Source organism: Paenibacillus sp. FSL R5-0623 (genome assembly GCF_037974265.1).
Classification (GTDB): Bacteria; Bacillota; Bacilli; order Paenibacillales; family Paenibacillaceae; genus Paenibacillus.
This window is the reverse complement of the sequence record NZ_CP150233.1, coordinates 1,820,101-1,839,367: the sequence shown is the minus strand read 5'-3', so window position 1 is coordinate 1,839,367 and position 19,267 is coordinate 1,820,101. Positions and strand designations below refer to the sequence as shown.

Genomic DNA, 19,267 nt, shown 5'->3' with positions numbered 1-19,267 from the left:
AACCTGTGTTTTCCTTCTTTATTCCCACGCTGATTGATTGGTGTTTTCACCGGTCTCATACTATAGTCTATGATGATATATATGCATACGAAAGGCGGACGCCCTGTACATCTGTACATCAGAAGCCCGCCTGTTTTGTGATATTCTATGCTGCTCTTTCCTCAAGCCTGGAGTTTCCAGTTCTCAGTTCAATTCCGTAATCAACACACGACGTTCCTTCCATTCAGCCCGGCGATAAGCCTGTTGCATACCAAATTTGCGGATACTTGCCTTCGGCACTGATTTATAAGGCAAAACGATCGTAAAGTCCTCATCAAACGGGAAAAAAGACAGGCCTACTTTTTCATTGGATAACCACTCTGCTTGAATCGGTTGTCTGGAACAGGCATCAAACGTACAACTGAGCCCTTCTGCAAAAAAATCATAACGCGCAGCAGGTGTTCCAGGTTCCTCCATGCAGAGAAACAGACTGAGCTGATCACAGAAAAGCATAATCTCCACATCACTTTGCAGCCTCTGTTTCAGGGCTTCAGCATCACCACCAAGCTGTTTCTCCCAATCCAGCTGACGTTCGTGTTCTTGTTGCAGATAATCTCGGATGTCATCATCATCCTGAGCATTGGCCCCCAGATTTTTCTGAAATAGCTCCGTGTACATCAAGCTACACAATAATCCGGCGTATAGGTTTTTCTGACGGACTTCTTCAATCCCTTTATGGTAGAATACAAAACGCGGACGCAATGGAAAGTCACGAAACGAATACGGCGATTGACTGTAATCATTCCAGAACGGAGACGAATCCAGTTCAATCCAGCCACGGTCATGTTCCTTGGCCGCTAGAATCAATTCATCCCGATGCGCAGCATCGGATAATAATTCATTTTTCCAGTGGGAAGCCATCTCTCCGGCTACTAATCCATGCTCATGCTGTGCGGTCAAAACAAAATCATGCTCTCTCTCATATACGATCATGTGCTGTCACCCTTCCGCATGGTATACGTTGACTTTAACATAAATTGGGTTAAACTTTCCTAGTAAGTTGTTTTTCGCTCCATTTTGACGAGAGGCATTATGAAAGGCACAATGTAAAGGTGTTGTCAGTTTCCTGAAATTTGATACACTAGGTTGTGTCCACAATTATATTACATACAGAAAGCGGGATCTCATGAATTTATACTCTCCTTACATCGAGTTTAACCGCAAGGAATGGGCTGAACTTAAAGAACATCAGACCACTCTTCCACTGACGGAAGCCGAATTAGAACAGTTAAAGGGATTGAATGAAGAGGTATCGATTCAAGAAGTCGAAGATATATATTTGCCTCTTACCCACTTTATTGACCTATATGCAAGAGTTTCACGAGAACTGAATCAATTAACTGCCTCCTTTATGAAAAAAGAAGCTCTCCCCACCCCCTACATCATTGGAATCGGGGGAAGTGTTGCCGTGGGCAAAAGTACAGCGGCCCGCTTACTACAGGCACTGCTCGCCAGAGGTAAGAATAGCCCGAAGGTTGACCTTGTCACAACCGACGGTTTCTTATACCCCAATGCGGTGCTGCAAGAGAAGGGCATCATGAACCGCAAGGGATTCCCGGAAAGTTATGATATCAAATCCCTGATTCAGTTCATGGGTGATGTGAAATCTGGCAAGCCCGAAGTGAAAGCACCCGTCTACTCTCACCTCGCCTACGATGTCATTCAAGGAGAAGAGAAGCAGATCTGTCAACCGGATATTCTCATTATTGAAGGTATAAATGTACTTCAGATCAAAAAGGAAACGCCTTTGCTGGTTAGTGATTTCTTCGATTTTTCCATCTACATTGATGCGGAAGAAGAGCATATACGACACTGGTACGTTGAGCGTTTCAAGCTACTCCGCAATACAGCGTTCCAGAACACTGATTCCTTTTTCCATCAACGATTCGCCAATATCGATGAAGAAGAAACCGTACGTACGGCCAACCAGATCTGGCAAGATATCAATGCCAAAAACCTGCATGAAAACATTTTGCCAACCAAAGGACGTGCCAGACTGATTCTGAAAAAGGAAGCCGATCACTCCATTGGGCAGATTCAATTGCGCAAACTGTAGACAACACTCGTGCAGTACACTTTGATGTTATATCTAATTACCCTTAAAAGGAGAGAAAAACACATTGCAAACCCTGATTATACTCGGCAGTATTATGATGTTCCTGGCTGTTGCATTGGGTGCTTTTGGCGCACACGCGCTCAAGCGCAAACTATCCGCTGACATGATCAAAATCTATGAAACCGGTGTTCAATATCACCTCATCCACGGACTTGGCATCATCCTGATCGGACTGCTGGCAGACCGTCATGAATCCTCTTCACTCGTCATGCTTGCCGGATGGCTGATGTTCGCCGGGATTATCCTGTTCTCTGGCAGCCTGTACGTTTTAAGTGTAACGGGTGTTCGCAGATTGGGAGCCGTTACCCCACTTGGCGGAGTCGCATTTTTGGCTGGATGGGTTATGATCATGATTGCTGCATTGTAATATGCCCCGTGGATAAACGAAAAGAGTGTTCTGGCTGATATAATATCGCTGGAGCACTCTTTTGCTGTTTAATCTGTCCAGATTCTTCGAATGGTGGACAGCCCTGCATCCGGTCGTTGTCTCTCCAGCACATACACATCCGGGTTAGACAGTTTGGTCCACTCTTCATAACCAAAGGATGGTTTATACTCACGAATAAGCAGTGATAACAAGTTCCCATGTGTAACCACGGCCCCGTGCTGTTCCGGTCTGCTCCACAACTCTTCCAGTAGTGCCAGCCCCCTTGCAGCCGCGTTTCTCGAAGATTCCCCGCCTTCTTCCATCCAATCCACATCATCGTATGTACGTTTCAGTACATCCATCCAGTTAGGCAGATCAAGAGAGCTAAGTACCCTCTCCTGGAGACGTTCATCCGTATGTATATGTTGCAGCGTTGCTATGCCCAGTGGCATAGCCGTCTGAACGGCCCTTTTCCATGGACTGGAGACAATATACGTTATGGAATGATGAGCCAAGAGATCTGCAAGTTTTTCAGCCTGCCTGATCCCTTCATCTGTAAGCTCTGCATGGGGTTCCTGCCCTGTGGCCTTAGCGTGACGGATAAGATAAATGGACTGCATAGCTATCACCTCCTATGGCGTAACCTACTTGGAGTTCATCTCAAGATATTGAAGTGCATTGTACATCTTCTCCTGCTCTTCCGGTCTGCCTGATGAACTGAGGAAAGTGACCTGATCCCCTGTTCTGTCTCCATGTTGAGCCACCAGTCCAAGCCGCTGCTTCAGATGGTTCACTGTGCCTGTACTGCCATCAATAATCTGTATATGATCGGGCAGAACCGTGCGCAGAATGGACGTATAGAATGGATAATGCGTGCAACCAAGCACCACTGTGCCATACCCATGAAGATCGAGATCTGCCAGCTTGAAGCGGAAATAATCAGCGATTTTGCCCGGATCAAAATCCAGCTGTTCACACCATTCCACAAGTTCCGGTAGCGCAATGGAATCCACACTGTGGTGATCATCAACACGTGATACCAGTTCGTTATACTTGGTTTGGCTCAAGGTGAGGGCCGTGGCAAATACAAGCACTCTCTTCCCACTATCACGATTCATCTCCACGGCTGGTTTGACCGCAGGCTCCATGCCAATGATCGGGATATCGTACTTGGCGCGCAGATCCTTCACAGCCAGACTTGTTGCTGTATTACAAGCAATCACGATTGCTTGAACATCCTCCTGAACGATGGCTTCTACACAATCAAAAATATGTCCTCTAACCTCATCCGCAGACTTCGTTCCATATGGGACATGCAGGGTATCCGCGTAATACAGGAATTTTTCTTCCGGAAACTGTTGTAATGCCTGATGCAAAACGGTTAAACCACCGATGCCTGAATCAAAAAAAGCAATTTTCTTATTCAAGGATTTCACCTCTATAATGTATTCTTTCGGGTTCCAAGAACCTCTCAATGCTGCTCATGCTGACTGGAGGTGAGGTTTGTACTTCCGGCTCATCACACACTACAGTGCTTGACGACTGGCGGGAACCATTCCGGTTACGGATCGTTCTTCTGATCGCTGACAAAGGCGAACGCTATCGCTTCTTCAGAATCGATTCCGCCCCCTCCATTACTTCCGCTAAGTCAGGTACTATAGAGAAGATAAGCCATTATTCTACGTTCATTTTATACTGTCTGAGCCAGTCCTTGCCACTATGCCACGCCTCTACAGGGTTATGCTCTCCAAGCAGTTCAGTACTTGCCTGAGCCATGATCCATTCCTTGAGACCATTATCTGGACTGGATTCGAGTTGCTGTAACAGGAGAAGCAGTCCGGCCTCACCCGTATGCAGGATGTCCTCGTAAGCCTCACGGTTACCCGCAATATAATCATTGGGATTACTACTGGTCAGAAGGACAGGGTCGCTAACCATCTGCTGCAGGTTACTTTCAATTGTTGCTGATAGTGCTTGTTCTTCTGTCCGACTCGAACATGCTGCTACCGTCAATGCTGTGCATACGGATAACAAACCCAGAATCAGTCTTCTGCGATTCACTGTACCACTCCTTTCAACAACGAGTTAACACTACGGATTCGGCTTTCATGCTCAAGCCCTCGGCCAACTACATAATAAGTTCCCATTGTTCTTCGGTAAGCTCCTGACCTGACAAAAGTTGCTTGCGACCAAACGAATTCACCGCGTTGGTGATAAATTCAGCAAAGCTATGATCATAATTATACTCGTTTCGATAGATTCGGATATGTGCTTCAATGACATACTGCAGATCCTTTTGTACGAAAGTGCGGATCATCAGACATCACAGTCCTTCCTCAAATCCACAGTTGTGATACTGAAATCCACACCGAACTGGATTAATCCGAGTTTACGGGCAACATGCTGTGAAGCGAGATTATCCCAAGATGTACTGTAGATTGGCATGCGTCCACGCTCCTTGACATAATACTGCCAGCACTTTACCGTTTCCGCTGCATATCCATGTCCTCTATAACCGGGTGCCGTATACAGGCTCGCCTCTGCACCATGAAGGGAAACCCTTGCGGAGCAGCACACTGCCACAGCAGAATCACCAATAACATAAGCGGCAACAGGGCTTTTTTCATGCAAATGATCTGTTAATTCAGAGAAATGCTCTGCCAACAAATAACGTTGCTCCTGACCAATCAACTGAACCTTCTGATTCCACTCATCAGATATCTCAGGAAAAGCATAGACGGGTCCCATCCACACATGGTTAACTGGCTCAAAGGTTTCCACCTTTCGAATCAGTTTCGGAATATCCAATGGAAGCTCGCAATCCTTACTCAACTCATCCATTAGATCAGGCGGGAACTGCTCATGGTAATAGATCAGTGAACCGGCAGAAGTCATGCCGATAAAAAGGGCTGGAGCCTGTCCACCACCCGGCTCGTTAATGCTTAATAGACGCTGCTGCTCATTGATTATATATAACGTGCTCACCTGTATTTTCAACATTGCCATAGGCGACAGGTTAGATTTTGGAACCATAACTACGAAGTTAACCTTTGCAATAATCGTTTGCCTTCACTGCCTTTACCAGCTTCCTTCTGCTCCAAACAAATGAAACAGGCATAGATGTCCTTGTATGGTCCTGACATGGCATATCTGCACATCATCTGCACCTCCTCATTAATTTCCATTATACGGGATTTTCAGTGCGGATACGACTTGATTTTGCATATTTGCGAAAATTACACCGCTCCACTCATTGACCTTGCACGGTAGCTTGTTCCCAGGCCTCACCAAGTTCCGCAATCGTTGCGTACCGCTGGGACCGATCAGCACTGACTGCACGTATCACAACCTGATACAATGCTTCTCCGGCATCCCATCTCTCATAGGAACGATCTTTCTCCCCGCCAAGCAACGCAAAAGCCGTTGCCCCCATGTTGAATACATTGGTAACCACATCTATGGGCGCGCCTAGCTCAAACTCTTCGGGAGACATAAAACGGGAAGATCCCCACATTCGCCCCATGGTATTGGTAAAAGAGCCCTTCCGATACAAGTCGATATCACAAATTTTCATAAAGTTTCTGTCAAAGTCATAGATCAGACTGCCATCATACAGATCTACAGCCACATAACCTCTTCGTTCCACCTCGATATGAAAATCCAGAATCTCCTCCATCGCTCGAATGCGTGTCTCCACTGGAAGCTGTCTGAACCGATAATAGGGCGAACGCGGATCTTCATACTTGGCCGGAGGTGGGAAATACCAATGGGAGTGCAGACACTCCCCATCCACCCAGTCGAATACACAGGCATAACCCTCATCCGTTGCAAAATGATCCGTTAGTCGAATCAACGTGTCATGCGCCAAATCTTCGTATACGGAAACAGATGATTTCAGATTACGAATGGCTTCCGGGGGACTTCCCGTATGATTCGCATGAATCGTATGTGCTCCCGCATATTTAACGAACAATCGCTTTCCATCCCTTTGCACAATACCAAAAGAGAGATTCCCTGAATCCTGCTGATCGAATACGCGAAAAACCTTACCCAAGGGCTGTAACCAATCGAAAGAATGAGACTCTTTTAAGACAAAGGAAACACCGTCGATCTCAAGTTCAATATGATCTGTCATAGAACCCCTCCTGCTGTGATATTTTCATTCAATGTTGAATGCTCCGTATAAAAGTAATTCATATGCGCCTCATCATATCCCTGACCATGGACTTCCAGTGCGTTACGCTCGATGCCATAAACTTCAAATCCATATCGCTCGTATAAACGTCGGGCTGATTCATTTGTTGTCACTACACTCAGATTAATCTGCTTGATACCTTCCAGATGTCTTCCCCGATCCAGCACCTCGCGGAGCAAACGCGAAGCCAGCCCACTTCCCCGATATGGCGGAGCAACATAGACGCCCCAGATCATGCCTTTGTGCCTGAGCTTTAGGCCATGTTCCCTTTTGAAACCCATCATTCCCGCCAGTGTTCCTTCTGTTGTGTATGCTCCCAGAATATAATCATCCGGTTCATTATGTATGCGCTCCTGCACTTCACTCATGGGGAGTTGGATGGACAACTCGAACGAAGCCCCGAAGGCTTCAGGATGTGTTTTCAGTGCTTCCAGTCGCAAAGGCCAGTAGAGGTCTGCTTCATCCCGCTGAATATTGCGAATGGTATAGGTCTCTTGCTTTCGGCCTTCATTCATTCTTCGACCACTCCCTGCATCTCATAAGGATAATCGATCTGAAGTTTTACATTCGCTGCCGCTTCCTGTCCTGCAAGCAACCCAACAACATAAATCCCCAGATCAATAGATGTAGCTACACCACCGGCAGTAATTACATTTCCATCTTTTACAATCCGCTTCTGAATCACCTCAGTGACATATGGCTCAAGCAAATTATATGCACGGGGATGTGTTGTTGCTTTTTTGCCAGATAAAAAACCAGCTGCACCCAGCAGCAGAGAGCCTGTGCACACCGAAACCTTCAAAGGCACAGACTCAGCCTGTTTCAGCCAACCTACAAAGGCCTCGTCATATCGAAGCTTGCGCGTTCCCATGCCTCCGGGGATAAACACGAGATCATATTCCGATAGGTCAGGCTTCACTCGATCCACCTTCAACGTTAGACCAGACTCATCCGTGACCTGATCTGTCATTGCACAAGTTTCCCACGTCGTTCCTTTGGTAGGTTCAAAGAAATTCAACCGATTGACCACATCATAAAACCCTGCAAAATCAAGAAAAGTCAGTCCATCAAACAAAACGAATGCCATTTTCATTGGTAACCTCCGCGTTTTAATTTGGAGCATTCTGATTATGTTTCTGATTCCGATCCCGTTCCATTGCTTCCTTCACCCGGTCACGCGCTGGTAGCTTGCTATTGATATGAAAGAGCAGACCCACAATCGCAAGAAGTAAAATAATGACGATGAGTTCAAATATGACTAACCCCTCCCGTCTGAAAACTGTACAATTTTAGCTACTGCCTAATCTCTATTTTAAACCACGGGCGATAATCCTCTCCAGCCACTTCCAGGGTAGCACCGCTTTGCCTATGATCAGCACACGCGAACCCTTTCCGAGCGCATATCGAAGTCTTGGTGCACGTATCCGCGCAATTCGGCCGATCAGATCTGCCACTTCCTGTGGATCAGGCGCTGTCTCGCTTGCATGTTGGGAATAACGAAGAACCGCATCCAGCTTATGTTTATATGGAGAGTCCTCGTTTCTGTGAATCTCACCCAAACCTTTATTCCAGATCGGCGTGCGATAAGCACCTGGTTCTACCAATACCACGCGAACGCCAAACGAAGACATCTCATGTCGCAGACTTTCCGTGAATCCCTCCACAGCGAATTTGGAGGCAGCATAGGGCGCATACCCCGGAAAACCGGACAACCCACTTACGCTGGACAAGTTAATAATCAACCCCTGCTTCTGTTCACGCATTACAGGCAGGACCGCACGTGTCACGGCGATTAATCCAAATAGATTCGTTTCCATCTGGCGCCGCCAATCCTCCATCAATACTTCCTCAATGAACCCGCCCACCGCAAATCCTGCATTGTTCACCAGCATGTCGATTCGGCCATTATTAAGAAGTACGGACCCCACAGCTTCCTGCACCGATTCAGCATCGGTCACATCCAGTTGCACATATTGCAAACGTTCAGCTAACCCCGCCTGTTCAGCCAGTTTCACCAATTCTTCTCTTCGACTCAGATCACGCATTGTAGCAACAACGCGATACCCCTGCTTGGCAAGGGTGATTGCGGTAAGCATACCAAAACCACTGGATGTACCCGTAATTAAGGCCACCGGGGTGTTCGCTCTCTCCTTTGTCTTCTTCACTGCATCATGACCCGTGTTAATGCGTCCCTGCCCGTCCTCTGTTAAGTGTTCATCTGCTGTCACGGTGTGTCCTTCTTTCCTCGGTAAATTACTTACTTCCCGTTCCTACCTATACTGCACGGCCCCTGCTGCTTAATCCGCCACTTCATTATGCCGTCTCTCCACCCTACGCAGCTTCGTAAGTCCCTGTTCAAACGTATACGGTACAAATCGGATCTCAGGTAATGTGCATTCAAGCCGCTCTCCCAGCTTCATCAGTTCACCCCGTACATCCGTCTCGACCTGCTCCAGCACCGCGCTCCCGCCAAGCCGAAGAGATACTTCCATTGTTCCGTCCCCTTGCTGCACCACACGATAATGTTCAATATCCGGCGAAGCCGCAATGACCGAGCGGGTAACGAAATCTGGAAAGACAGGTACCGACTCACCCGTATGTAGTTGTGTAAAATAAAGCGTGTCATCACAGCGGCCTTCAATCCGCTCAATGGCAGTAAACGGGGAACCACAGGCACATGGCAGCGCCGACTCGGTCAGAATATCATTCAACCGATATCGGATAATCGGCTGTGATGTTCTGGAGAAGTCCGTAATAATGGGCACAAACCGCCGGGTGGCTGGATCAATGTACTCTTTTTCAATATGCACGATGTCTTCATTCAAATGCAGTGTGCCGTAGCGACAGGTCGCACCTAGAAATCCTTCTGTACATTGATAGACTTGATGAACAGTCTGTCCGAAGACCTGCTCCAGCACCTTGCGATCCAGGGGGTCCAGCACCTCGGCAACCGAGATGATTTTATCCGGTACAGCGGTCAGGTGGCCTGCCACATAGGCGTCCGCCAACAGACGCAGCATGGATGGAGGAGCTACCCATACAGTAGGTTGGTAGGTTTCCAGCCGATTCACCAAGGTCTCCACACGTTCCAGCAGATCAAAGTACTGAAACTGCAATTTGCCACGCTGCACCGATTCATACAGATTACTGTTGGCCCGCAGGAAAAACGCAATCTTCGCAGGTTTCCACAGTCCACCAGGCAGCAACTTGGCCAGCACCGTACCCGTCCACGCATCCTGCTCCCGATCACTCACCAGAAATATCCCCCGGTTCCCTGACGTGCCCGAAGACAGTCCAACCGTCACGCCTTGAATGGAAGGTTTGAAATCACGTGTTTCTTCACTTTCACCTGCAAGAGCCAGCGCTTCAACTTTGGTAATGCCCACCGTGTTCAGTGTATCGAAATGTTCCATCATGATCGATTTGTCAATCAACCGAAATCTTCTCCAGTCGGATGCGTCCACGTCACCCCACCACTTCCGGTAAAACGGAGATCGGGCACGGACCTGATGGACATGCCGAATAACCCTGCGCTCTTGCCAGCGCTCCAGTTGTTCTCGCGTTTTCCATGTTCGCAGCCCACGTGCGAGAGCATAATGAACCACAATACGAAAGGTATTGCTCATCGTTTCAGCCCTCCTGCACCCCAAGCGTCCAGTACATCTCGACAATGACTCGGCACAATCCGAATGTGGGGGAATTGCTGATGCAGCTGAACCAGCTTGTCAAAATTACGGTGGTATTCCTGTCGATTCGACATAATGATTCCAGCAAGAATATTCGGTCTGCGCTGTTCACGAAAAGCCCGACTCGACCACACCGCGTCCGCGCACAGAAAATAGTCATGTTCTTCTGTACGCAGCAGGAGTCCCATCATGCCTTCCGCATGACCGGATACATCCACCCCCAGCAGACTGCCATCGCCAAAGATGTCATAGACTTCATCAAAAGGGAACTCTTTCCCCGCTCTCGTCCATCGCTCAGGCTGACGCGTAACAGGCCATGATCTGGCCATAAAATCCTCGGGCAACAGCCCCGCAAGAAAACCTGCCTTCACAGCCGCAATTGAACCGAGTGAGCGCACAGCATCATAAGCTCTTGGCAGATAGATGAATTGTGCCTCCGGGAAATCTCGTACACCCGCGATATGATCACCGTGAAAATGTGAGAGAATGATATATCGAATATCCGAAGCTTTCAGTCCGATTCCAGCCAAAAAATGAACGGCACTATCCTCTTCACGATAGACCACAGGTGTAATATGACGATACAGTGCGTTAGGCAAATGAGCCGTTTCCTCAAAAAAGCGGGAACTATATCCCGTATCCAGCAGGATCGGTCCATGTACGGGATGAATGATGCAGGCAAATCCTGCCGGGAAAGGCACTGGGCTCAACCGACCACCGCGCATCGTCAGAAACTCTGGATGTGTACAGTAACCCGCCGCACCCAAATATAGTTCTACTGGAGTTGTCGTCAGCATGATTCTGCCCTCCACCAGTCTGCAAATTGTTGTAATCCCTCTTCAATGGACACCTGAGGGACGTACCCCAATTGCTCCCTTGCATCCGTAATATCCAATGTCTGTGGAATAGATAAGGAGCCGACTGTATACCGTGTCAACGCAGGTTCACCCAACGCAGGAATATAGCCATGAACTCGCTCTAGCAACGCTGCCACACCATATGCCATCCGATAAGGAATGTTTCGACAACGCAAGGGCATATCCAGCATGCCAAACAGGCTGCTCACCAACTCACTGAACGCCCTTGGATCGCCATTGGAGATATTGTAGGCTCTACCAAGTGCTTCTGTAGAGGCATCGCGGCACAATAATAGGGCATCCACCACATTATCCACACATGTCAGATCGATTAATGCCTGTCCATCACCGATCATGGGCACCCCCGACTTCGCATTCGCTGCAACAATTCTGGGAAATAACGTCTGATCATACGGACCAAAGATAGCTCGTGGTCGAATGATGATCGACGGAAGCCCCTTCGCATGCCCCTCCATTACAACCTGCTCAGCGAGAAGCTTCGTGGCTGCATAATGATTGGCTGGTTTGGATGGCAACGGGTCATTCTCATGTACGTTATATCGTGGTATGTAGTTAAAATATATACTTGGAGTCGAGACATGTATGAATCGCTGTACTTTATTATGCAGGCAGCCATCCATGAGGTTTTGTGTGCCTTCTACATTACTGCTATAAAAGTCACGATATTTACCCCATGGCGATGATAGTGCCGCACAGTGAAACACCATATCCTGTCCTGCACACGCTTCGTTTACTACTCCCTCATCCCGTATATCTCCACTCAGGAATCGAATTCCTGCTGATTCAAGTGCTGCACCAACCTTCGGCTGTCGTCCCATGCCAGTTACTTCCCAGCCCTCTTTGGCAAGTCGTATCGCGAGGTGCCTACCCAGACATCCCGTAGCACCTGTAACCAATGCTCTATTCATTGTTGTTCACCGTTCCATTCTATGTCATGAGTCAAAGCTTCAGTCAGCGAGCACTTCTGCGATCTTGCCAGACGCCATGCGGCTAGCACCACTCCGAATTGTTCAAATACAGGCTGGATATCCTGCCCTACATAGACCACATCCCTGGTTCCACGCCACGCAGATATCCATGCACGGAGCTTCCCTTTGCCAAAGATCTGCTGCACCCCGCTTCCCAGCATGGGAAGCATGAGCATGGCTTTGCTGCTCCGTGCGGGCGTGATCATTTTTCTTTCTTTTATCAACGTCTCCGGTTCAGTCAGTGCACGCACCAAGTCATCTCCAGGGTGAAACAGATGAATCCCACTCGTTGCCCTCGGATTACACTCAATTGCGTATACCTGCCCATCCGAACCTTCTATAAAATCAAACCCAATCTGTCCACTAAAACCCGTTGCCCCAACAAATTGTCTCACCCACGCAAGGGCACCTTCATGTTCCACCTGTTCAAAAAAAACACTGGCTCCCACGCTACCTGTACGATAGTGGCTGTCGTAAGTGGCATGTGCAACCAGTTGTCCTTCATGCGCTATGCTGTATGTACATAACATCTGACCGGGAATGTATGCCTGTGCAACCCAAGGTGAAACAGATGATAATGCTACCTCGTCCGGAGGATCGTTACGGAAATGTCGACGTTTCTTTTTGCTTCCGTTTCTTTCCTGATCCGTCCCTACCCCAGCGTTATCGGTCATGAGTGTTGGCATGCGAACTTTGGCTGCGAAGCGGGAATACACCGGTTTCCACACCCAATCTCCTACTTTTCCCAGAACAGACTGAGCTTCCATCCATTCCTGCCGACTGTTGATCAGGCGTGTATCTGGAACCGAAAGACCGAGTGCCCCTGCAAGCTGGATAAAGTTATATTTATGATGCAGCTCATGCAGCTGCTCCAGTGTAGAAACCAGAACACGGCAATATGCACGCAGTCTGTCTGCCCCTTGAGCAACATAGAAGACTTCTTCACACATCGGAATCAACAGGTCAATCTGCCAATCCTGTGCCAACCGTTCCAGCTCCGCCAGATAAGCATGTGTCTCATGACGTGGCGATGGGACCACAGCACACTGTTCCACTGCACGAGATAATCTGGTCAGATGCCGTACGGCACTCTCCGCAACATAGACCCGATGGCCTGCCCGATGAAGCATGCGTGCCAGATCGAGCGTTACGGGAGCCCTTCCGCCTGTAAGCAGCACACGGAGGGAAGCAGATGTACGATGTCCGGTTTCCCCAGATCTAATAGTCAAAAATGAGTCCTCCCAATGATAATCCGGCGGCCGTGCCAATCATCAGCACCCGATCCCCCCGCTGGATTCTCTGCTGCTTAATCGCTTCATGTAGCCCCATCGGGATCGATGCCGCAATTGTATTGCCGTGATTTCGTGTGATATCCATAAATCGATCTTCAGCAATGCCCAGCTTCTTGCGAATCAGTCTCATCGCCATCGCACTCCCCTGATGGGGAATAACCAATTGGAAATCCTCCATCTGATTCCCCGTCGCCTGCAATATATCGCCGATAAATCCGGGCAGAAGTCTGGAAGCCATGCGGAAGATGGCCTGTCCATCCATATGAAAAAGATAGGGCTCAGGCTGATCTGCCTTATAATTCGAAGCATGCATCCGTGTACCTCCACCTGCAATCTCGGAGAAGCGAGCACCTCGGCTGTAGGTTCGAAGGGAAGCATGGACGATCTGAGAGGAGGACCCTTCAGGCGAACGCTCAATAATAACAGCGGCCGCTCCATCTCCGAACAGGGCCGCACTTTCTTTATCCGACCAATTCAGTCCAGCTGAGGCAATCTCGGTGGCTACGAGCAGTACTCGCCGGTAACGTCCGGCATCTACCATATAGGAGATCACATCGAGTCCGTTCAGGAAACTCAGGCAGGTTGCATCCATATCAAAGGCAGGTACGCCTGAATCTTGCTGCCCCATGGCCTGCTGGATAAACACCGCCGTACTTGGCAACGGTTGTTCCTTCGTGCCACTGGTACACACCAGACAGTCGATATCCCCGAATTGAAGTCCTGCATCCGCCAGTGCAGCTTCCGCAGCACGCGCGCCCATGAAAGAGGAGGTTTCTTCACCCGAAGCATAATGGCGTACACCTACGCCTGTGGCTTTGCTGACCCATCCTTCAGGCACGCCCAAGCGGCGATCCAGTTCCTCATCGGTGACTTCCTGTTCAGGCAGGTACTTCCCTGTTCCTGCGATCCTAACTCTTCTAAGTTGCATTTCCCCAACCTCTTTCTGTTCATCTGACTGATAATAAGTTCGTATTCAAAAAGACCGGTTTTCAGTACCGAGAAGATGGGATGAAGCTAGAAATGGAGTAGCGGAGCGTAGGAAAACTACGTGAGCAACGGACATTTCGGCTGAATTCCATATTCGATGCTGATGATGCCGATAGGCATCCTTCGTAATCAAAAGCGGACTTTTTGAACTACCTCTATAAGTTCAGCTAATTAGAATTGTATTTACACTGACACTCCGATGACAGGACAACCTTCCGATCGCTGTTATCCCCAGATTTTTTTGATTCCCTTCTTAAAAAGGGAAAATCCGGGGATAAGCTTATGCTTCCGATGCAGCTTTCTTTCAGAAAGCTTTTAGGCGAACGCTTCGCTTCTTCAAGTTATTTCTGTCCTCTCCGTTATCGTGTAAATGTTTAGTTGAACATATATAACAAAAGGGCAGATGCCTCTGCCCTTCCTGTTGTGTTTTCTTTTGTATGAAGGTCATTTCTTCTTATTCAAAATCTCGGCAAGAGCGGCATCTAGTGTACCGTATGTGAACGTGAATCCTTCTCTCTCCATTCGCTCGGGAATCACCCAACGACTTTTGAGAACCAATTCCGTCTCGGTCTGAATAAAGCGTGCACCCAGTTCAAGCATCCAGCGAGGAGAAGGCAGGCCGATCCGAACACCCATCTGTTCTCTCAGACGCGCCATTAGCTCCCGATTCGTCACCGGATGCGGAGAGGAAGCATTGAACACACCATTCAAGTGTGGATGCTCTTGCAGATAGATTACCATGCGAAACAGATCCTCGATATGAACCCAGCTGAACTGCTGTGTTCCTGCGCCTTGAGATCCTCCCAGTCCAAAACGGACGAGGTTCGTCATGGGCACCATCACGCCACCCTCGCCCAGCACAATCGCAATCCGCAGTGCAATCTGACGCGTAGACGGCAGACTGAATTCAAAGAAAGCCTGTTCCCATGCCTTGGCAACGTCGACCGAGAATCCGGAGCCAATCTCGCCCTCTTTTTCCGTCATGGGACGATCTTCAGCATGTCTGTATATCGTTGCTGTACTCGAATTAATCCATAGTTCAGGAGGATGATTACAAGCCAGAACGGCTTCGCCGAGAATGCGCGTGGTACGGGTTCTGGATTCCAGAATGACTTTGCGATTCTCATCCGTATAACGGCAGTTCACCGATTTACCTGCCAGGTTAATCAACAATTCTGCTTCTTCCAGTGCCTCTATGATTCCCGCACGATCCTCCCAGGCAATATGACCGGGCTGACGCGAGATAATTATCACCTCATACCCCAGCTTTCTGAACCTTTGGGCAAAATCCTGTCCGACAAATCCCGTTCCACCAGCTAATACAACCTTCTTCACGGTATCCCCTCATTTCCCATACTGGGTAAAGAATTCGTAAGGTATAGATTGGAATGCTTCTATGCATGCAAAATGCAGATATTAGATTAACACCGCCGGTGACCCGTTGGTTTGATTTATTTCGCACCCAGGGCTGCGTACAAGTGATCCCGCTCTTCGATAGCCCATGCGTTTGCAGGGTTTTGTTCCAGCTGATATCGGAGTTCATCATAAAAATCATGGATCATGAATCCGTCCGGCAAGTTCCCTAGCATCGCTGTGAAGTTGTACTCTGGCAGTGTTCTCTTTCCTTCGCTGATCTGCTTCAGCCAGTCCATCCACTTTGCAAGAGTAAGCACTTCCTCCTGCCATAACTCAGCCTGTAACCCAAGCGCATCCTGAAGTTGTTCGTACGCCAATGGATCAGCGAAGGCGCGGCAGGCCTGAACAGCCAGTTCATACAACTCGGTTACTGCACGACGTACCTCATGCTCAAGTTCGATCTCTAATCCTCCCATGTAATCCTGAACCTGTATGCTCTGTCCATCATCATATAATAGCGGTGCCTGGGCCAACAGGCGTACAATCTCTTCCATCTCGTGCATTGAAACTCGCTTCTGCTCATAGAGAGCAGGTAATTGATATGCTGTAATGATCATTCACTCCTACATCGTTCTTCTATTAATGACCTATATTATAACATGGTTTGGCAAGCATCTATCAGGATAACTTGACTATCCACTACAAGTTGTAGTAGTTTATACGTACTACGTAGTGTAGTAATACGATCGTTATGGACGCATAACGATGTTAAGGAGTGTTCACTGTGAACCAGATTCAAAAATTATCCGAAACAGAAATGGAGTTAATGGTTGTTATATGGTCATGCGCCCCACCAGTCACCTCGACAGAACTATTAGACATATTTGCAGAGAAGGGGAAAGCGTGGAAAGCGCAGACCATGTCTACCTTTCTGTCACGGTTGGTGGATAAAGGCGCACTTACCGTCACGAGACGTGGACGAACCAATGATTATGCACCTCTTCTACAGCCCGAAGATTACAAACTACAGGAAACGCAGCATGTTCTTGATGGACTCTATCAAGGTTCAGTCAAGAATTTGGTTTCGGCCATGTATGATGGCGACAAGCTTTCAGACGATGACATTTCAGAACTGAAAAAATGGCTTTCGGAAAAGTAGGTGCAGATGATGAACATCTTTTTTGAAATTCTGTATAGCTTGACCGTGGCGGGAAGTATCGTTTCTGTTTGTATTTTGGCACTACGACTTATACCCGTATCTGTTTTTCCGACCAAGTGGCTCTACAGACTCGGTAAACTTGCTCTCTTGTTTTATCTGTTCCCGGTATCTCTTGGCCTTTCGCGGCTTTTGGATATTGCATTCCAAACGACATCAACTATACCGGGTACGGAGAATACAGCAGCTTCGGGCTTACTTGCTGGAACATTTATCCCGGAACAAACCATTTCGGTAACCACAGCCTGGTTCTTGTTATGCGTATGGGGCATTGGAGTCATTGGTTTTTCTGCATGGCAGGTGTACTGTTATCGAAGATTTATGAATGAATTATCTCGTACACGTACCCCAGTCCTCTGTCATAGTGAGGCAGCTATACAGCTACCATTAATCAAAGAGGCTTTGGGTCTCAAAAGCAATATCACGCTTGCTCACAGCACGCTAGTACGAAGCCCTATACTGGTCGGCTTGTTTAAACCCACGATATATCTGCCACCCGAAAATACGGTGAAAATGGACATCAGCATGGTAATTCATCATGAGTTGGTACATCTAAAACATAAAGATCTGTGGGTCAAAGCTATGACCTTGGGGGTTAGTGCCCTGCACTGGTTCAATCCCCTGATTCATATGATTCGCCGGGACATTCATACTTGGAGCGAGTTGGCCTGTGATGAAGATGTGGTGAAAGAGATGTCCCATGAAGAGCGGAGACGATATGGTGAGACGATTTTAAATGTGATGGCGGGAACCAAGAAAATGCCTGCTCAATTTTGTTCGTCCCTATCGGGTGAAGGTGAACAATTAAAAAGGAGATTGATGATTATGTTTAATGTAAAGAAACTGAAAAAGAAACATTGGATGTTAAGTATGGGAGCCCTACTGCTTATTACAGGCGTAAGTACGTCCACCGCCGTATGGGCATCAAACCACACAGTTAAAGTAGAGGCTGAGGCTTCTGAAACTGTGCCTGTTCCTTCTACGGGTGGATCTCCTGAAATCGTAACTTCTCCCAACAAGGTCGGAATTTCCGAAGCTGTAACTGCTCCTTCTACTTCCGAAACTCCTGAGATCGTGGCTCTCCCTGAGGATGAAGTTTCCGAAGCTGTGCCAGTTCCGTCTGCTACTGAACCTTCTACTACTAAACCTTCTGAGGCTAAAGTTGTAGAATCAGTCACTGTTCCTTTTAAGGGTGAATCTCCTGAAGTCGTAGCCGTTCCTTCGAATACCCAATCCCCCGAAATCGTAGCTCTCCCTGGGGATAAGGTTTCAGTAACTGTACCTGCTCCTTCAGAAAAATAACCTATCGTTAAGGAGCAATAGCATCCTTATATGCAAACAGGACGAAGCATAGATCATAGATCTCCAGCTTCGTCCTGTTTCCGCTTTTATGTCATGTGCATTAGATAAATGTTTTGATCGTAGCAAAATATTCACGGATCATGTTGACGGGTTTCAGATAACCCGGTGACGGGGCCGATATGCCGTATTCTGCCGCATAACCGTTCTTGGCAGCAATATACTTGGAGCGAAACATATGATAGTCACTGGTGACGATCATGATCTCGGGGTGCTCTAACCCGGATTCAAGAATGATTTTTTTGGAAAAGGCCAAATTCTCCTGTGTACTTGTGGAGCGATCTTCCATAATGACTTGGGCAGGGCTAATCCCCTGTTCAATCAGATAGTTTTTCATGGCGAGCGCTTCAGGAATCGATTCTCCAGGTCCCTGCCCACCCGATACAATGACGGGTGTCTGAGGGTGACTGCGAATGTAGTCCAGACTGGCATCTAACCTTTGTTTTAGGGTCAATGACAATTCCGTTCCTCTGATGCCCGAACCCAGAATAATGACATAGTCCGCTTCTTCCGGATCGTTCGCACCAAGTTGTGTGAATACAAGGGCTTCAATAATGACAAAAGAGACGGCAACCACGCCAAATCCGGTAAGGATAATCCGTTTCAGAATAACATGCTTCTGATAGTCAATCCGTCTTAGTACGATAAAAGCCACCGTGATCATTCCGAATAACATGACTGCAAACCTTTGGCCCCAGAAGGCCAGAAATGCCACAAAACATGCCAACAGGACAAGATCAATGATCAGTCCATTTTTTTGTAAGAACTTTTTTATCAAATCTGTAGACACTCCTTCTTATACCCGCTA

General features: G+C 47.9%; 23 protein-coding genes. 4 read left to right on the top strand and 19 right to left on the bottom strand.

What is annotated here, in order from left to right; translation table 11 throughout:
* Positions 1-183: 183 nt before the first annotated feature.
* On the bottom strand, positions 184-972 hold the full coding sequence (locus tag MKY92_RS08555; RefSeq protein ID WP_036610214.1) for a DUF3891 family protein: 789 nt from the start codon (positions 970-972) through the stop codon (positions 184-186).
* 193 nt (positions 973-1,165) lie between these two features.
* On the opposite strand from MKY92_RS08555, the gene coaA reads away from it, so the two are divergent.
* Complete coding sequence (coaA, locus tag MKY92_RS08550; protein ID WP_036610217.1) at positions 1,166-2,095, top strand: type I pantothenate kinase; 930 nt, start codon at positions 1,166-1,168, stop codon at positions 2,093-2,095.
* Between the two features lie 64 nt (positions 2,096-2,159).
* Entirely contained in the window at positions 2,160-2,522 is a 363-nt protein-coding gene (locus MKY92_RS08545; protein ID WP_339300231.1) for a DUF423 domain-containing protein, read from the top strand.
* Between the two features lie 68 nt (positions 2,523-2,590).
* Here the strand turns inward: MKY92_RS08545 and MKY92_RS08540 are convergent, their stop codons facing one another.
* The 17 genes from MKY92_RS08540 to MKY92_RS08460 form a co-directional block, all read right to left on the bottom strand.
* Entirely contained in the window at positions 2,591-3,142 is a 552-nt protein-coding gene (locus MKY92_RS08540) for a histidine phosphatase family protein (protein ID WP_339300229.1), read from the bottom strand.
* Positions 3,143-3,166: 24 nt separating this feature from the next.
* Positions 3,167-3,949: a glutamate racemase gene (murI, locus tag MKY92_RS08535; protein ID WP_339300228.1), complete on the bottom strand. Its 783-nt coding sequence runs from the start codon at positions 3,947-3,949 to the stop codon at positions 3,167-3,169.
* A gap of 247 nt (positions 3,950-4,196) precedes the next feature.
* Positions 4,197-4,583 carry a hypothetical protein gene (locus MKY92_RS08530; RefSeq protein WP_339300227.1) on the bottom strand — a complete coding sequence of 129 codons (387 nt, stop codon included), beginning with the start codon at positions 4,581-4,583 and terminating at the stop codon, positions 4,197-4,199.
* A gap of 67 nt (positions 4,584-4,650) precedes the next feature.
* On the bottom strand, positions 4,651-4,839 hold the full coding sequence (locus MKY92_RS08525) for a hypothetical protein (protein WP_339300226.1): 189 nt from the start codon (positions 4,837-4,839) through the stop codon (positions 4,651-4,653).
* The gene (locus MKY92_RS08520) at positions 4,839-5,555 is read right to left on the bottom strand and encodes a GNAT family N-acetyltransferase (RefSeq protein ID WP_339300225.1); all 717 of its coding nucleotides are present in this window, start codon (positions 5,553-5,555) and stop codon (positions 4,839-4,841) included. Before MKY92_RS08520 ends, MKY92_RS08525 begins: the two co-directional genes overlap by 1 nt.
* Before the next feature lie 2 nt (positions 5,556-5,557).
* A complete protein-coding gene (locus tag MKY92_RS08515) occupies positions 5,558-5,683 on the bottom strand; it encodes a hypothetical protein (protein WP_339300223.1) in 126 nt (41 codons plus the stop codon).
* Between the two features lie 89 nt (positions 5,684-5,772).
* Positions 5,773-6,657 carry a serine/threonine protein kinase gene (locus tag MKY92_RS08510; protein WP_339300221.1) on the bottom strand — a complete coding sequence of 295 codons (885 nt, stop codon included), beginning with the start codon at positions 6,655-6,657 and terminating at the stop codon, positions 5,773-5,775.
* Positions 6,654-7,232, bottom strand: a complete 579-nt coding sequence (locus tag MKY92_RS08505) for a GNAT family N-acetyltransferase (protein ID WP_339300220.1) — start codon at positions 7,230-7,232, stop codon at positions 6,654-6,656. Before MKY92_RS08505 ends, MKY92_RS08510 begins: the two co-directional genes overlap by 4 nt.
* Positions 7,229-7,810 (bottom strand): DJ-1/PfpI family protein, encoded by a 582-nt coding sequence (locus MKY92_RS08500; RefSeq protein WP_339300218.1) that lies wholly within the window; start codon positions 7,808-7,810, stop codon positions 7,229-7,231. Before MKY92_RS08500 ends, MKY92_RS08505 begins: the two co-directional genes overlap by 4 nt.
* A 214-nt stretch (positions 7,811-8,024) precedes the next feature.
* A complete protein-coding gene (locus MKY92_RS08495) occupies positions 8,025-8,945 on the bottom strand; it encodes an SDR family oxidoreductase (protein WP_339300217.1) in 921 nt (306 codons plus the stop codon).
* A 69-nt stretch (positions 8,946-9,014) separates the two neighbouring features.
* Complete coding sequence (locus MKY92_RS08490; RefSeq protein ID WP_339300215.1) at positions 9,015-10,343, bottom strand: F390 synthetase-related protein; 1,329 nt, start codon at positions 10,341-10,343, stop codon at positions 9,015-9,017.
* Complete coding sequence (locus MKY92_RS08485) at positions 10,340-11,200, bottom strand: MBL fold metallo-hydrolase (RefSeq protein ID WP_339300214.1); 861 nt, start codon at positions 11,198-11,200, stop codon at positions 10,340-10,342. The genes MKY92_RS08490 and MKY92_RS08485 overlap by 4 nt, the downstream gene beginning before the upstream one ends.
* A complete protein-coding gene (locus tag MKY92_RS08480) occupies positions 11,194-12,189 on the bottom strand; it encodes an NAD-dependent epimerase/dehydratase family protein (protein ID WP_339300213.1) in 996 nt (331 codons plus the stop codon). Before MKY92_RS08480 ends, MKY92_RS08485 begins: the two co-directional genes overlap by 7 nt.
* Positions 12,186-13,478 carry an ATP-grasp domain-containing protein gene (locus MKY92_RS08475; protein ID WP_339300212.1) on the bottom strand — a complete coding sequence of 431 codons (1,293 nt, stop codon included), beginning with the start codon at positions 13,476-13,478 and terminating at the stop codon, positions 12,186-12,188. The genes MKY92_RS08480 and MKY92_RS08475 overlap by 4 nt, the downstream gene beginning before the upstream one ends.
* A complete protein-coding gene (locus MKY92_RS08470; protein ID WP_339300210.1) occupies positions 13,468-14,469 on the bottom strand; it encodes a beta-ketoacyl-ACP synthase III in 1,002 nt (333 codons plus the stop codon). Before MKY92_RS08470 ends, MKY92_RS08475 begins: the two co-directional genes overlap by 11 nt.
* 503 nt (positions 14,470-14,972) lie before the next feature.
* Complete coding sequence (locus MKY92_RS08465; protein WP_339300209.1) at positions 14,973-15,863, bottom strand: TIGR01777 family oxidoreductase; 891 nt, start codon at positions 15,861-15,863, stop codon at positions 14,973-14,975.
* 116 nt (positions 15,864-15,979) lie between these two features.
* Positions 15,980-16,501 (bottom strand): hypothetical protein, encoded by a 522-nt coding sequence (locus MKY92_RS08460; RefSeq protein WP_339300207.1) that lies wholly within the window; start codon positions 16,499-16,501, stop codon positions 15,980-15,982.
* A gap of 167 nt (positions 16,502-16,668) precedes the next feature.
* Between MKY92_RS08460 and MKY92_RS08455 the strand changes: the two genes are divergently transcribed.
* Positions 16,669-17,043, top strand: coding sequence for a BlaI/MecI/CopY family transcriptional regulator (locus MKY92_RS08455; protein ID WP_339300205.1), 375 nt, complete (start codon positions 16,669-16,671; stop codon positions 17,041-17,043).
* 6 nt (positions 17,044-17,049) lie between these two features.
* A complete protein-coding gene (locus tag MKY92_RS08450; RefSeq protein WP_339300203.1) occupies positions 17,050-18,402 on the top strand; it encodes a M56 family metallopeptidase in 1,353 nt (450 codons plus the stop codon).
* 100 nt (positions 18,403-18,502) lie between these two features.
* On the opposite strand, the gene MKY92_RS08445 is transcribed toward MKY92_RS08450, so the two are convergent.
* On the bottom strand, positions 18,503-19,237 hold the full coding sequence (locus MKY92_RS08445) for a YdcF family protein (protein ID WP_339300202.1): 735 nt from the start codon (positions 19,235-19,237) through the stop codon (positions 18,503-18,505).
* Positions 19,238-19,267 lie beyond the last annotated feature (30 nt).

What these genes read in the sequence shown, in the direction of transcription:
- MKY92_RS08555 (WP_036610214.1), bottom strand. Translation starts at nt 972, where the DNA reads ATGATCGTATATGAGAGAGAGCATGATTTTGTTTTGACCGCACAGCAT.
- coaA (WP_036610217.1), top strand. Translation starts at nt 1,166, where the DNA reads ATGAATTTATACTCTCCTTACATCGAGTTTAACCGCAAGGAATGGGCT.
- MKY92_RS08540 (WP_339300229.1), bottom strand. Translation starts at nt 3,142, where the DNA reads ATGCAGTCCATTTATCTTATCCGTCACGCTAAGGCCACAGGGCAGGAA.
- MKY92_RS08525 (WP_339300226.1), bottom strand. Translation starts at nt 4,839, where the DNA reads ATGATCCGCACTTTCGTACAAAAGGATCTGCAGTATGTCATTGAAGCA.
- MKY92_RS08520 (WP_339300225.1), bottom strand. Translation starts at nt 5,555, where the DNA reads ATGGTTCCAAAATCTAACCTGTCGCCTATGGCAATGTTGAAAATACAG.
- MKY92_RS08515 (WP_339300223.1), bottom strand. Translation starts at nt 5,683, where the DNA reads ATGATGTGCAGATATGCCATGTCAGGACCATACAAGGACATCTATGCC.
- MKY92_RS08510 (WP_339300221.1), bottom strand. Translation starts at nt 6,657, where the DNA reads ATGACAGATCATATTGAACTTGAGATCGACGGTGTTTCCTTTGTCTTA.
- MKY92_RS08505 (WP_339300220.1), bottom strand. Translation starts at nt 7,232, where the DNA reads ATGAATGAAGGCCGAAAGCAAGAGACCTATACCATTCGCAATATTCAG.
- MKY92_RS08500 (WP_339300218.1), bottom strand. Translation starts at nt 7,810, where the DNA reads ATGAAAATGGCATTCGTTTTGTTTGATGGACTGACTTTTCTTGATTTT.
- MKY92_RS08490 (WP_339300215.1), bottom strand. Translation starts at nt 10,343, where the DNA reads ATGAGCAATACCTTTCGTATTGTGGTTCATTATGCTCTCGCACGTGGG.
- MKY92_RS08485 (WP_339300214.1), bottom strand. Translation starts at nt 11,200, where the DNA reads ATGCTGACGACAACTCCAGTAGAACTATATTTGGGTGCGGCGGGTTAC.
- MKY92_RS08480 (WP_339300213.1), bottom strand. Translation starts at nt 12,189, where the DNA reads ATGAATAGAGCATTGGTTACAGGTGCTACGGGATGTCTGGGTAGGCAC.
- MKY92_RS08470 (WP_339300210.1), bottom strand. Translation starts at nt 14,469, where the DNA reads ATGCAACTTAGAAGAGTTAGGATCGCAGGAACAGGGAAGTACCTGCCT.
- MKY92_RS08460 (WP_339300207.1), bottom strand. Translation starts at nt 16,501, where the DNA reads ATGATCATTACAGCATATCAATTACCTGCTCTCTATGAGCAGAAGCGA.
- MKY92_RS08450 (WP_339300203.1), top strand. Translation starts at nt 17,050, where the DNA reads ATGATGAACATCTTTTTTGAAATTCTGTATAGCTTGACCGTGGCGGGA.